This window comes from Paenibacillus sp. E194, from assembly GCF_000935845.1.
GTDB classification, from domain to species: domain Bacteria; phylum Bacillota; class Bacilli; order Paenibacillales; family Paenibacillaceae; genus Paenibacillus_B; species Paenibacillus_B alvei_B.
Genome location: NZ_JMDX01000008.1, coordinates 1 through 13,742, shown reverse-complemented (window position 1 = coordinate 13,742; position 13,742 = coordinate 1). Strand labels below are relative to the sequence as shown.

At 47.1% G+C, this 13,742-nt stretch carries 13 protein-coding genes; 6 read left to right on the top strand and 7 right to left on the bottom strand.

All coding sequences use genetic code 11. From position 1 onward, the window contains the following. Positions 1–112: 112 nt before the first annotated feature. The 4 genes from AZ66_RS02185 to AZ66_RS02170 all read right to left on the bottom strand — a co-directional run bounded on the left by AZ66_RS02185 (position 113) and on the right by AZ66_RS02170 (position 5,606). A complete protein-coding gene (locus AZ66_RS02185; RefSeq protein WP_231586699.1) occupies positions 113–919 on the bottom strand; it encodes a phosphotransferase in 807 nt (268 codons plus the stop codon). Positions 920–1,005: 86 nt separating this feature from the next. Beyond that, on the bottom strand, positions 1,006–2,850 hold the full coding sequence (locus tag AZ66_RS02180) for a S9 family peptidase (protein WP_044353425.1): 1,845 nt from the start codon (positions 2,848–2,850) through the stop codon (positions 1,006–1,008). A gap of 243 nt (positions 2,851–3,093) precedes the next feature. After that, positions 3,094–4,833, bottom strand: coding sequence for a ribosomal protection-like ABC-F family protein (gene abc-f, locus AZ66_RS02175; protein ID WP_044353403.1), 1,740 nt, complete (start codon positions 4,831–4,833; stop codon positions 3,094–3,096). Positions 4,834–5,312: 479 nt separating this feature from the next. Further along, positions 5,313–5,606, bottom strand: a complete 294-nt coding sequence (locus AZ66_RS02170) for a YuiB family protein (RefSeq protein ID WP_044353424.1) — start codon at positions 5,604–5,606, stop codon at positions 5,313–5,315. 249 nt (positions 5,607–5,855) lie between these two features. Between AZ66_RS02170 and hemQ the strand changes: the two genes are divergently transcribed. Continuing rightward, entirely contained in the window at positions 5,856–6,608 is a 753-nt protein-coding gene (hemQ, locus tag AZ66_RS02165; protein WP_044353402.1) for a hydrogen peroxide-dependent heme synthase, read from the top strand. A 218-nt stretch (positions 6,609–6,826) separates the two neighbouring features. Here the strand turns inward: hemQ and AZ66_RS02160 are convergent, their stop codons facing one another. Beyond that, positions 6,827–8,023, bottom strand: coding sequence for an NAD(P)/FAD-dependent oxidoreductase (locus AZ66_RS02160; protein WP_021258538.1), 1,197 nt, complete (start codon positions 8,021–8,023; stop codon positions 6,827–6,829). Positions 8,024–8,542: 519 nt separating this feature from the next. Between AZ66_RS02160 and AZ66_RS02155 the strand changes: the two genes are divergently transcribed. Both AZ66_RS02155 and AZ66_RS31155 read left to right on the top strand, forming a co-directional pair. Beyond that, the gene (locus AZ66_RS02155) at positions 8,543–9,550 is read left to right on the top strand and encodes an NAD(P)/FAD-dependent oxidoreductase (protein WP_197081640.1); all 1,008 of its coding nucleotides are present in this window, start codon (positions 8,543–8,545) and stop codon (positions 9,548–9,550) included. 63 nt (positions 9,551–9,613) lie between these two features. After that, positions 9,614–9,889: a hypothetical protein gene (locus tag AZ66_RS31155; RefSeq protein ID WP_156159870.1), complete on the top strand. Its 276-nt coding sequence runs from the start codon at positions 9,614–9,616 to the stop codon at positions 9,887–9,889. 20 nt (positions 9,890–9,909) lie between these two features. Here the strand turns inward: AZ66_RS31155 and AZ66_RS02150 are convergent, their stop codons facing one another. Further along, positions 9,910–10,059, bottom strand: a complete 150-nt coding sequence (locus tag AZ66_RS02150) for a sporulation histidine kinase inhibitor Sda (protein WP_028533731.1) — start codon at positions 10,057–10,059, stop codon at positions 9,910–9,912. A gap of 271 nt (positions 10,060–10,330) precedes the next feature. Next, positions 10,331–10,993: a YheC/YheD family protein gene (locus AZ66_RS02145; protein WP_044353399.1), complete on the bottom strand. Its 663-nt coding sequence runs from the start codon at positions 10,991–10,993 to the stop codon at positions 10,331–10,333. Positions 10,994–11,189: 196 nt separating this feature from the next. On the opposite strand from AZ66_RS02145, the gene AZ66_RS30330 reads away from it, so the two are divergent. From AZ66_RS30330 to AZ66_RS02135, 3 genes are all read left to right on the top strand, one after another. Next, entirely contained in the window at positions 11,190–11,396 is a 207-nt protein-coding gene (locus AZ66_RS30330) for a hypothetical protein (protein ID WP_028533730.1), read from the top strand. 164 nt (positions 11,397–11,560) lie between these two features. Continuing rightward, positions 11,561–12,241 (top strand): response regulator transcription factor, encoded by a 681-nt coding sequence (locus AZ66_RS02140; RefSeq protein WP_082061411.1) that lies wholly within the window; start codon positions 11,561–11,563, stop codon positions 12,239–12,241. Beyond that, complete coding sequence (locus AZ66_RS02135) at positions 12,238–13,632, top strand: sensor histidine kinase (protein WP_044353398.1); 1,395 nt, start codon at positions 12,238–12,240, stop codon at positions 13,630–13,632. Before AZ66_RS02140 ends, AZ66_RS02135 begins: the two co-directional genes overlap by 4 nt. The last annotated feature ends 110 nt before the right edge of the window (positions 13,633–13,742 follow it).

The following is a 13,742-nucleotide window of genomic DNA, read 5'->3' as shown; positions in this document are numbered from 1 at the left end:
GGAATATGAATGTAATTCCATTCATAATTCATGATTGTCCGCTCAGAAAAAATCATGTTAAAAGGCGATCGATCGCTTTCAATGAACGCTCCTGAATTGTGTAATACTTTATTCAATCCGATACCCACTCATCGAAATGATCAGATACAAACTGAATTTCGCTTTCATAATGCGCTAAATGTCCTTCTTCCACCATTTTTTGAAAGGCAGGATTTCCATCAGCGGCACCCGTTCTCAATGTATGGCACAGCGCAGTCAAACGCTCAATAATCCACCGCCGCAAATCGTTAGGCACCGGAATACCATACGCTTCAAAAAACAAATGAATTCGCCGACGGCGCTCTACAGCGTGCATATCTGCTCGGTATTCTACTGTATTACCAACACTATGATCCGGTGCGAAACTGGAAAGCGGAACCGATGTGTATAGAGAATACGCAATGTCCCACATACGCGGACCAGGGCCAGCCATGTCAAAATCAATTAGCGCCACAGGCGTCTCCTGTTGAAAGACTACATTATACAATGCAGCGTCATTATGACAGATTACTTCATGCTCGCCTTCATCGGAATAGCTAAGCTGCCATTTGCCCCCTGTTAGGAAAACGAACCCTTCTGTCGCATCATGGAAACGACGCTGAAGACGCGCCAAACCTGCAAGCGTCTCGTCCGACCACATGTATGGTTCAAGGTCAGGGTAATTGTTCCCTGGAACTTCTCCAGAAATAAATGACAAGATTTCACGATCAGAATCATCGATTCCGAGAAATCTTGGCGCCCCATCAAAACCTTGCTGCTCCAAATGTAGCAGCAGTTCATGTACATACGGACTCCAGTAGCCTGTGGGGCGGCGAACCGTGTTCGCCATGCGCACAATATGATTCACATTGCCGCCTGTTAATACTTCTTCCTGAGTCACTTGCCTATAACCTCATTTCTAGTACGCTGCACATTGATGTAAACCATTCGTTTTAATAGATGGCAATGACCGTTATTAACGTTCTGCTAATCGACATTTCCTGCTGCAACTGCTGACACCGCTTCTTGTTCATGATGTCGCTTCAGGAATTCGACGATGCCTCGATAGACACGCATCTCATTCTCTTTCTTAGAGAATCCATGACCTTCATCATCCAGTACAATATATTCCACCTCGCGCCCAAGCTGGCGAAGCTTCTCTACAATCTGATCAGACTCTTCCTTCACAACGCGAGGATCATTCGCCCCTTGAATAACCAGCATCGGATTCGTCATGCTCTCCAAGTACGTAATCGGAGAATCCGTAATGAAGCGCTCCTTATCCTTCTCTGGATCACCTATCCACTGCCCCATGATCGGCTTCCAGTGATCCGGTACGGAATTGTAGAACGTGAATAAGTTGCTGACACCGAAAATATCGACAGCAGCTCGGAAGTACTCAGCATGCCGTCCAGCTAGCAGAAGCGTCATATAACCGCCATAGCTGCCTCCTACCACGAAGAGGCGCTCTTTCGAAGAGATGCCCTGCTCGAACAACCACTCCATCCCTGCCACACAATCGAGACGCGGCCCTTCACCCCAGTCGCCTTCGACAAGCTTGACGAAGGAACTGCCGTAGCCCGTGCTGCCGCGGAAGTTCGGTGCAAATACATGGTACCCTTGTGCAAGGAAGTATTGGAACATACTGCGGAAAAAGCGGCGTTCTGCGGACTGAGGCCCGCCATGCGGCCAAAAGATCGTATAACCGTTCGCCAGTTCATCCTTCGCACGGAACAATAGAGCCTCAATCTCCATTCCATCGAAGGAAGAATAGGTCACAACCTCAGGATCAACTAATTGCTCAGATGTCAGACCAACCGGCATATTTTGCGTAAGCTGAACCCAAGTTGTGCCTTCTTCCAGCTTATAGATATTGGTCGGTGTAACCGCACCACGATTAAGGATGTACAAGGTTCCCGACTTCGCAACGTGAAGCTGATTCAAGATTGGCGTCGGCATCTCGATTGCCTCTGGCGTGCCTGTATCAAGAGGAATACGGTACAATCTATCCTCTACTCCGTCCTCTGTCACGAGATAAAGCATCCGTGTATCCTTATGCCACTTGAGTTCCATGCCGCTCTCATGCTTAATTCGGCACAATTCAGCATATTGCTGGGTAGGAATATGGTAGGTAGCCACATAAGCGAACTCTGCCTTGTAGTCTGTCAAGAAGGCGACCGTATCCTCATCGACAAAGACCGCACTCAAGCTCAGGTGCACCTCATCCGCCCCAGCTTGAGGAATAAGAGGGAAATCTCCCTTTTCCGTGCGTACGTAGAAAACTTGATAGGTGTTGCCGTAAGACTTGGCATACACGAACTGCTTCTCACTCGGACTTACTGCCTCCAGCTGATGCAGAGCATCCTGCCCCTCAATAAGCAGCTCATCCTGCTTCGTACGGAGATTGTATACACGAGCATTCAAAAAGGACGGGTTATTCCGGCTCGTACAATAATAGATACGCTCCCCGTCATCAGACAAATGTGCAAAATAGAACTTATCCTTCTCATCTGCCTCAAGCAACGGCAGCGGCTTGCCTCCCTCTGTCGGAAGCGCATACATATGATAGTTCTCATCGCCATCTCTGTCGAAGCCGCATAGGATATGACGCTGCTGCGGATCAATCGAGATAAAATTGCTTACTTGATCGTTATAAGTTAATGGATATGGGAATGATGGCTTGCCTTGATTCAAATCTATGGCCCACAAGTTGTAATGACCATTCAAGTTGCTGCTGAATATAAGCCTTGTCTCGTCCAGGCTCACCGTGAACTGACGAATGACTGTCGATTGAAAATATTGTTCAACATCAGGTTTTGGAAATTGCAACAACATGCTTCTTCCTCCTTATATGCCCAAGCATTGGGTCGAATAGTATGTGAATGTACAAGATGTATAATAGTTCCATCATAACGTTTTCATTGATCACGGTAAAGTCCCGTCCATTGCACGCACAAGCCGAAGCACCTGCAAGGAGGTGCTTCGGAGGTTCTGGTTGGGTATGCTTCACTGCATTGGCTAGGATAGTATAAAGTCATGCCCGATTAGCGAATTACGAACTGTTAAGCTCCTTGCTTATAGCTGCTTGCGCCGCTTAAGCAGTTCCGTATATTGCCGCTCCAGCTCTTCGATGTTGTCCCCCTTGCGCGGAGCAGACAAACGTCCCATCAAGTCCGCCCATTCCAGATCCAGCTTCAATCGCTCCTCAGCCGACATCGATGTGAGCGATTGTTCATTTTTCAGAGCTTCCTGTGCAGGTACAAATTCTGAAGAGCCTCCTGCCTCAGCAGGTCGAGGGCGCTGTCGCTCACGAAATGCTTCAATCGTCATCCATTCCAGCTCGCCGCCACGGAACACAATCGTATGGGTAGCCGTTCGATTCAGCAGCATGCGATCATGCGTTGCGAACAGGATCGTGCCTGGATACTCCAGCAGCACACGTTCCAGTTCCTCGCGCGTGTCGATATCCAAATAGTTCGTTGGCTCATCAAGCAGAAGCATATTCGCTTCGCTCATGAACAGTTTGGCGAGCTGTGTCTTCACCTTCTCGCCCCCACTCAGCTGCCATACCGGCTTCAACGCCTCATCCCGGCGCAGTCTAAGCCGAGCCAATACCGTCCGCACCATCGTCTGATCATAGGCGCTCGACTTCAATACATTATCCAGTACACTGGCCTGCAGATCTAAGGCATACAGCTTCTGATCAAAATACGCCATTCGCGCACTAGGGGAGAAGCGAATTCGTCCTTCCTCCATCGTCACATCCCGCTCGACAGCAGTTTTCAGCTCATATGCCTCCACCAATCGACGGAGTAAGGTTGTCTTCCCAGCTCCATTCGAACCGATTAAAGCGACACGCATATTCGGCCGAATGCTGAAGGAACTGCTCTGTAACAACTCACGGTCGCCTGCACGCAGCGCAAGCCCTTGAACCTCCACAGCCTGCTTGCTGCGAATCGGAGCATGGCACTCCGCATTGAACAACACCTGCACCTGCTCAAATGGTTTTTCCACGACCTCCAGCTGATCAAGGCGCTTCTCTATCGCCTTAACCGTCTTCTCTACCTTCGCCTGCTTGCGATTGAAGTGTGGACGCGCAAGCCTCATCTCCTTACTGGTCAACCCCTTCTTAGGCCTGCTGACCTTACTTGCATGTTCCTTCTTCTCTACAATCGCTTCCTGCAATCGGCCTCTCTCCGCGACATAATTGTCATACGAGCGTTGGTGCTCCAGCCGCAGTCGTTCCTTTTCCCTACGATAGTCCTCATACCCGCCAGTAAAGACATGAATCTGTTCGTTCTCCACTTCCCAGATTCTCGTTGCCACATGATTGAGCAGCGTTCGGTCATGCGAAATGAACAATAAAGCGCCGGTTCTGGAATATTCGATCATTCGATCCTCAAGCCACTCCATTCCTTCCACATCCAAATGGCTTGTCGGTTCATCGAGCATCAACAATCCTGCACCTGCGTTCATGGCCTCATTCAATCGACGCTTTGTCCGCTCGCCGCCGCTTAATGTCACTTCCTCTGCTTCTTCCTCCCGCACATCATCCAGCTGTGGCACGAAGGATGTTACCACATTGCAGACTACGTTTCCTTCATCCGGCTCTACCATGCCAGCCAATATACGCTGTAATGTCGTCTTTCCGACTCCGTTGGCGCCAATAAGTCCGATACGATCCCCTGCATAAATGCGAAGAGAACCGTCTGTGCGGAACAAGCGGCGATCGGCAACATAGGCTGCCAATTGATGGGCTTCCAATACAAGATGGCCCGATTTATTTTTGAATTGTGCTATATGGTTGTTAGTCATAAAAAAACCTCCCTGGGTAACCCAGAGAGGATAGTGTGCATACGGCTGCAAGCCTGCGCTTCACTTATGGTATGGAATCGAACAAGTATGCAATGCACGTGTCTATACACGTATGCCACAGCAATCCGTTCTAAGCAGCGATACGTCACTCCCCGAATCTCCTCATTCAAAATTGACACTGAGGTAATGAGTACAAGTGCAGCACCGTGCGTTATTCCATTACAAAATAAGTGATGAATGATGCAAGCTAAAATATAACGGCCGATATCAATCTGCGAAAATGGGCAGACCTATCCTCTCTGAACGTACATTTTGAAATATAAAGCTGTCAAAATGACTTCTATCAGATCAGATTAGTTCTCCATCGCAGTAGATACCTTGCCCTTTCATTCGAATAAAATCTTACGCATCGAAAAGTTCTGACGCGACCTGTATCATTGTATGCCAATTTGCTCAGATTTATCAAGTACAATTTTACATTAAAACATCTGATACCCGCTCTTGCGCAAGAAATGAATCGTTTTTCCGCTAATATATGCCCCAGCAAGTCCAGCTATCGCCGTTAAATATCCCTGCAAGCCGATGCCCGCCAAATTGCCCATAATCGATACATCCTGCTTCCATAGCATAATGACCATTGCCGGCAGCAATACGACTAAATAGATGCCGATCGGGAACCACGTTGTCTTCATCAGCATGTTCAGAATAAAGCCTATGCCGAACATCATCACGAAGAATAGCACCATTAATATGAAGACCATTATCCAGCCCAACATGTTGCAACCCGCCTCCTGCTTCGCTTCGCACAATCTATTATTATCCAATTAAATATCCATATTTCGCTAATTCCTGAATAGTCTTAGTGTACTTGTACCAAGGCCAAAAATCAACGAACATTCAGTGACATTTATCACCTCATAGTTGAATGCGCTGCAAATAATGCTACAATGACTTTAGTATGGCGATTTACACAAAAGTGGTTGTGGTACACAATCTTTTACGATAACGGAGGATAATGCGATATGAATGAAGCAGCTTTAACGCTCGACGGTTGGTATGCACTCCATGATTTCCGTACGATCAACTGGGCTCAATGGAAAAAGGCGGACGATGAAGAGCGTGCGCATGCGCTTGAGGAATTGCAAACGTTATGGTCGGAATGGTCCGAAACGGAAGCAGACAAGAAGGGCAGCACTGTCGTATACAGCATCGTAGGCCAAAAAGCCGACTTTGTCATTTTCCACCTTCGTGAAACACTCGAAGAGCTTAACGCGCTTGAAAATGCGCTGAATAAAACGTCTTTCGCTCAATTTACAACACCAACGTATTCCTATGTCAGCATCGTTGAATTAAGCAATTATATGACGAAGCCAGGATCGACCGAAGATCCAATGGAGAATCCGGAAATTATCGCGCGTCTGAAGCCAACCTTGCCGCAGAGCAAGCACATCTGCTTCTATCCAATGAACAAGAAGCGTGAATTGGCCGACAACTGGTACATGCTGTCCATGGAGGAGCGCCGCAATATGATGCGCAGCCATGGCATGATCGGCCGAGGCTATGCGGGTAAAGTGAAGCAAATCATCACAGGCTCCGTAGGTCTGGATGATTGGGAATGGGGCGTTACGTTATTCAGTGACGATCCGCTTCAATTCAAGAAGCTCATTTATGAAATGCGCTTCGACGAAGTGAGCGCCCGTTTCGGCGAGTTCGGCTCCTTCTATGTAGGCAACCTGCTTACACCAGATACCCTGAATGATATGATGAAAATTTAAGATAAGATATTAAGATTCATCTATATGGAATGCCAATTCTGGCATCGAAAGGCCTGTATGATTGCGATCATGCAGGCCTTTTGCGTCTCTGCTTGTCATATGGCAGCAAACAAAAAGCCGCTGGCATCCCCGATCACAAAGACCAGAGATGCAGCGGCATATATTTGATTTAATACTATGATCTAAACCATTCAACCGTAAAACTGGTCACGTTCTTCTTACAGGAATTTACCTTTGCGAAGAGCAAGAGAAATTCCGCCAATGATGAACAACCAACGGATATCGATGACTTTTTTCAATTGAGCAGCCCAGAAGCCTTTCAGCTTCTTCTTGCCCACTACGCCGATCGCTTCGCCTTTACCCAAGGAGGCAACTGTACCTTTGTTGTGGTACTCGAACTTCTTAAGCGGCTGGTTGCGAATCGAAGCAACGATGTTGCTTGCGCATACCGGACCTTGCTGCATCGCCATTTGCGCTGTTGGCGGATATGGACGATCAATTGCCGGGTTAATCATGAGCGAGTTGTCCCCAATAATGAAGACATTATCATGACCTGGCGCTCTCAAGAATTCATCAACCTTCACACGACCGCGCATTGCTTCGAAGCCTGCTTGCTCGATGAGACGGTTACCACGAATACCACCTGTCCATACAACAGTGGAAGACTTGATTTCTTCTCCAGTTGCAAGTAGAACACCTTCAGGTGTGCATTCCTTGATCGCTGTTGCCAGCTTGAATGTAACGCCTTTTTTCTTCAACACGTCCATTGCATATTCAACAAGCTCAGGATCGAATCCTGGAAGTGCTGTTGGCGCCGCTTCCACGTTATAAATATTGACCAATTTGGGATCGACATCAAACTGCTTGCACAGCATTGGAATACGATCGGACAATTCACCAATGAATTCGATACCTGTGAAGCCTGCGCCACCTACAACGAAATTCAGACGTTCAGCACGAGTCTCATCTTGCTTATATAGAGCAAATTGATGTTCGATATGCTCACGGATTACGCGAACAGAGTTGATGCTGCGAATGCTGAACGCATACTCGCCAAGTCCAGGAATACCGAATGTTTCAGGCTCCCCACCAACACCGATCACCAAGTAATCATAAGACAAAGTTCCGTCCTCAAGAATGACTTTCTTATCTTGAATACGAATTTCCTTCACCGAAGACTTCACAAAGTCAATTTTGAACTCATCGATCAACTTCGAGATAGACACTCGAGCATTCTCATAGGAATCCGTACCAGCAGCAGGCATATGCAAATGAGTTGTGAAGTAATGATAGTCATGTTTGCTGACTAATGTTACATCTGCTTCATTATAGTTTAATTCTTTCTGAAGACGTTGCGCTGCCATGATGCCGCCGTAACCCGCGCCTAGGATTACGATTTTAGGAATGTTACTCATCTTTCATTAGCTCCTTCCAAATCGGGTCAATCATTTTGTATAGGTTGGTAATAACATGTTACAACTTGAATATGAATACCCTCGTTCTAGAAACCCGCGTATATACATCAATCTTGTGAAGTTGTGAAAAACCCCACAAAAAACAACAAACGAAATCTAGATACCGATCCATTATACAACTGGTAATCATTTTTATTATGATCCAAATGATTGAAAGTAACTCATTCAGATAGAACCATAATTATGTGCACATCGCATTATGTCCAACATCGACAAATTGTCGACAATTTACATACAATTCAACTGCAATGATATCGAGTTTCCAATTAAATTACAAGCACCTTTTTTGTTGAACGATGTATGAAAGCGTTTAATTTTGATAAATTTCACATTTATATCGAAAACCCTGGAAAATGTACGGTTTCCTTCTTGTCGAGCACGGTTTATAATGATAGATGTGCCAAAACACACAATGACCATGATCACATGGTCAGACATCGCCATTGGAGGTGCTCAGCCTTGAATTCACAACTTGTATCACAACAAGATGTAGTAGATATTTTAATTATTGGGGGCGGGCCTGCCGGCATGTTCGCTGCATTCTATGGCGGCATGCGACAAGCTTCCGTTCGTCTTATTGAAAGCATGCCTCAACTAGGAGGCCAATTAGCAGCATTATACCCGGAAAAGTACATCTATGACGTTGCCGGATTCCCGAAAGTAACAGCGCAAGAACTTGTTGATTCCTTGAAAAAGCAAATGGAACATTTCAATCCTGATGTTCGCTTGGAAGAAAAGGTTCAGGGAGTAGAGAAGCTCGACGAGCGTCTATTCGCCGTTACTACAGATAAAAGCGTTCATCACGCAAAATCCGTTATCGTAACAGCTGGTGTAGGTGCATTCGAACCACGCCGCTTGGAGCTGCCAGAAGCAGCCCAATACGAGAAATCGAACCTGCACTACTTCGTTAGCGATCTGCAGCAGTTCAAAGGCCAGCGCGTGCTGATCAGCGGCGGCGGAGACTCTGCTGTCGATTGGGCACTCATGCTGGAACCTATTGCTGAACAAGTTACACTTATTCATCGCCGCGACAAATTCCGCGCGCATGAACATAGTGTTGAGCAATTGATGAATTCCAAGGTTCAAGTGATTACGCCTACAGAAATTACTGCTTTGCATGGAGATGCTAGTCGTATTGAGCGCGTAACGCTGACTAATACCAAATCCAAAGAAGCGGTGGAACTCGATGTCGATGCAGTTATCGTCAACTTCGGCTTCGTGTCCTCCCTCGGACCAATATCTGAATGGGGCCTGAACATCGAAGGCGGTTCCATCGTTGTTGATTCCCGTATGGAGACGAACATTCCAGGCTTGTTCGCTGCTGGCGACATTACGACATACCCAGGCAAGCTTAAGCTCATCGCTGTCGGTTTTGGCGAGGCGCCAACCGCTATCAATAACGCTAAGGTGTATATTGATCCATCAGCTAAGCTGTCTCCTGGACACAGCAGCAGCATGAAAATGTAACTAAATAAACGAAAGAAAGGGTATCCTATCTCCAACATCTTTATCTAACGGAGGAGGATACCCTTGTTTCATGTTTGTCCACTATGCAACGGCATGATCAGTCCCGAAATTCAATGTCCGAACTGTTTGAACCCAACCACTGACAGCGGCAAACTGGAAGATTATGTTGGACCTTACGCCCCATATCAGCCAGACGATTCCGTATCCCATCAAACGATGCTGGATGATAGTTCTGTATCTAGTTCTGTATCTAGTTCTGTATCCATGCAGTGCCTGCATATAATCTATTGTGAGCACTGCCACGCAACCACTTATGTGAACGGACTGGCTTGGGAGTAAAGCCTCGGCATGCCGGTCATCTATGTGCACACCGGTATTCGGAAGAGGGTCGGACAAAGGCAGCGCCTTTTCATTTCCTCAAGCAGCAACGCGATGAATTCTTCATCCAATCGGAGCCTGATTGCCTGCTCATAGGAATCAATAAGCAGTTCATCGGAAAGCAAAGCCATCTGCATCACAACCTTTCCTAAACTTTCCTGCCGCATTCATCATATCACGGCCTCAGAAAGCAGAACAAGCGTTCCAATATCCACAGGCGTTTGTGGAAAAATTGTGAATAATTTGTTGATAAACGTCAAAAAACGCTATCTATCAGTGGGGATGATGTGGATATGGTTATTCACATCTTTTTGGATTGTTTTGCTAATAAAAATGTTTAATCATTTCACAATCTCTAGTAAATCTAATCTATCAAATCCTACCACCCACGCTGACTGACCCTTACTGTGGTCTTGTGTTCACCTCAAATATCCAGATATGACCGGAGCGATCAATGCCATAATCAAAGCCGAGCTGGCCAATCCCCGGATATTTCCTCTCTAATAGCGATGTGCAGATCCGTGTCAAATATCTCATCTTACTCTTCTTGGCGCGGACGCTCTGTCCAGAGAGCGATCTTGCAATTCCTTGTGCTGCGGTTACCATCGTACCTCCTTTGCACAAGTTCGTCACGAACAAGCCTCTTCTCGCCAAGCGCCCAACCATCGAGCGTACACCCCATTTGCCATTTGACTTCACTACTTTAACCCGGTAATCGATCGGTCTTCCATTAATCGTAGCTAGATGGATTCCCCGCTGAATCAGGTAGGTACGCTTCTTTTTCGTACCAGACAATGATCGCACCATGGCATCGAAATCTCCAAAGCTGCGTGTATTGGCCCGATACGTATATCGATAAGTCGATCCGCTCTTCGTTACTTTAATAACACCGGCACCGCCAGAACCAACGACAGGCTTGATGACGACGAAGCCGTGTATGTTTAACATTTCATGGAGATTAGACGTATTGTATATACGCGTTGCCGGAATATGCCCTGCTACACGTGAATCCGATATTAGCGCCGCGGTTTTCAACCATTTGCTGGCCAACTGTCTGCCTTCCATTCGCCACTCCCCTTTCGTCCTTAATACTTATACATACTCATGGCTCCCATCCGATTCTTGTATGATTGTCCATGGCATGTGCCTGAATTGCACAAAACTAGATCAAGTGGACGCATAGTGCTTGTCTTTTTCAAGATTGGGATGGTATCGTATAAGGGATAATAATGGATGGATATAAAGGATGGGAGCGACCGTCATGTCAACTGCAGCTGTATATGAAGCGTTGTACTGGATTGCGATCGTATCTATGTCTGTCGTACTCGTGCTTGCCAATGTAGGTATACTTGCGATCGGTTTTCAATTTTGGAGAAAGCATAGACGGGTACTTGGAACAGCGTGCTGGCTGTTTTCGGTATTTTGTTTTTATTTGATCTCCATCATGATCAACAAGACGTTTTTATAATTGTCAGTTCTGATCATCAAGGAAGACTTGATCGACTCCCGCAAGACGGACAATGGGGCAAAATCCTTGGACTTCGCGCTTGGCGCCTGCTCCAGGGATTTTTGTGCTTCTCCCCTCATAATTAGACCTGATCACTCCCCACCTTGGAATGGAGGTAAATCGCATTGATCATTCATGTACTCGTTGCGGATGATGACCCGAATATTGTAACGATGCTGCGGCTTGTGCTCGAATCTGAGCAGTATCATGTGTTCGACGCGAGTGATGGACAAGCTGCAGCACAACTATTGGAGCAGGAAACCATTCATATTGCGATCGTAGATGTCATGATGCCGCTGAAGGATGGCTGGACATTATGCGCCGAAATTAGACAGCAATATGATATCCCGGTGATTATGCTCACCGCGCTCGGCGAACTTGAAGATAAGGAGCAAGGCTTCGCAGCCGGCACCGATGACTATATGGTGAAGCCCTTCGAGCCAAAGGAGCTGCTATTCCGCATGAAGGCGCTGCTTCGGAGGTATCAGATCGTATCTGACAGCCTCATACGCCTTGGTGCAACAACTATCGACCGCAAGAGCTATACCGTTGCAGCCTCCGGCGAAGAACTGACTCTTCCCCGCAAGGAGTTTGAGCTGTTAGCGCAGCTTGCTTCCTATCCAGGGCGCATCTTCACACGCGAACAGCTGCTGGCTTGGATATGGGGTACTGACTACGAAGGAGACAGCCGAACCATTGACGTGCATATTAAGCGTCTGCGGGAGCGTTTTCCTGAGGATGCAAGTGGATTCCGAATCACTACAATCCGAGGCCTTGGCTACAAATTGGAGGTTCTTGAACCTTGAAGACACTGTATACCCGAATCGTGTTTTTCTCAGCTGTAATCGTATTCATCAGCTTCGTATGCGGCGTCTTTCTTGCGAATATCGCGCACAATCAAGCGATCTCCAGTCATTACGAGCAGAAGATGGAGAAGGTTGGGCAAGCACTGGCACGCATGAACAACATGTTATCGTCTGGTGAAGACACGGCTGACGAGGCGTTAACGAATCTCGCTGAATTGGGCTATCAGCTGTACCTTATCGATCCTGATCATCATGTGAAGACATTCGGCAGACCATTCAAGCATGCTGATCTTGCTCCTGAAGCGATTGACAGCGTTCTTCAAGGGAATACGTATCGCGGCATGCTTCAGCAAAGAGCATGGAGCAGCTTCTTCGTCCCCGCTATATTCGAGAATCGACTTGCCTTGAGCCACGGTATCCCGCTCACAGTTAATGGCGTGCAGCACGCTCTGTTCATTCGCCCAGATATGGTGCAGCAGACTGAAGAAGTGCGTGTTCTCATTGCGGTGCTACTCGTCTCTACCTTCGTTATCAGCCTAGTGCTCATTTCCGTGAAGACACGCTATCTCGTTAAGCCGCTGCAGCGGTTAACCCGAGCCACTATGGAACTGGAAAAAGGCAATTACGAAGTTAAGCTGGATCTCCACCGCAATGATGAAATTGGTGAGCTTGCAAGACGATTCACCGTAATGGCTGAAGCTCTTGGGCAACTGGACGCCGTACAGAAGCAGTTCGTCGCGAATGTGTCCCATGAGATTCAATCTCCCTTGACTTCGATCCAAGGATTAGCGCAGCAGCTCATGGATCACCCGCTGCCGCCCGAACAAGAACGGCGCTATTTGCACATCATTGCGGATGAGTCGCGGCGGTTATCCGGCATAAGTCGGCAATTGCTGACGCTTGCCTCCTTGGAGCGAGGAAGCGAGATGATGAAGCAAGCCTCTATCCGACTGGATGAACAGCTGCGAGAAGTCATCATCCTGCTTGAGCCGCAATGGAACGTGAAAGACATCGAACTGGATCTTCAGCTTGATAGCGTGATGTTAACGGGAGATACAGGATTGCTGTATCAAGCATGGACAAATCTGCTAACGAATGCGATTAAATTCACTGCGTCGCACGGAACCATCGGGATACAATGCAAACAACAAGGAGAAGACATTATCGTAGTTGTATCTGACACGGGGAGAGGTATTCCAGAGGATATACTGCCACATATCTTCGAGCGATTTTACAAATACAGTGAGCTTGCTGAACCAGGACAGAGCCAGCATGGAACAGGGCTTGGCTTAGCCATCGTAAAGCGAATCATTGAATTGCACAACGGAACGATCCGCGTGTCTAGCGAAGTAGGACAAGGAACCATATTCATGATCCGATTCCCTAAATAGCGTATAAGCAGAACATGACCCGTTGTCATGTTCTGTTCATATTGGGTTCATACAACTGCGGTACACTCCTATCATCCATGCGAATGACGAAACAAAGGAGAGAGTTTACT

Excerpts from the sequence above, each read along its gene's own strand:
- abc-f (WP_044353403.1), bottom strand. The coding sequence starts at position 4,833 with ATGACTAACAACCATATAGCACAATTCAAAAATAAATCGGGCCATCTT.
- hemQ (WP_044353402.1), top strand. The coding sequence starts at position 5,856 with ATGAATGAAGCAGCTTTAACGCTCGACGGTTGGTATGCACTCCATGAT.
- AZ66_RS02150 (WP_028533731.1), bottom strand. The coding sequence starts at position 10,059 with ATGGCTTTGCTTTCCGATGAACTGCTTATTGATTCCTATGAGCAGGCA.
- AZ66_RS30330 (WP_028533730.1), top strand. The coding sequence starts at position 11,190 with ATGTCAACTGCAGCTGTATATGAAGCGTTGTACTGGATTGCGATCGTA.
- AZ66_RS02145 (WP_044353399.1), bottom strand. The coding sequence starts at position 10,993 with ATGGAAGGCAGACAGTTGGCCAGCAAATGGTTGAAAACCGCGGCGCTA.
- AZ66_RS02160 (WP_021258538.1), bottom strand. The coding sequence starts at position 8,023 with ATGAGTAACATTCCTAAAATCGTAATCCTAGGCGCGGGTTACGGCGGC.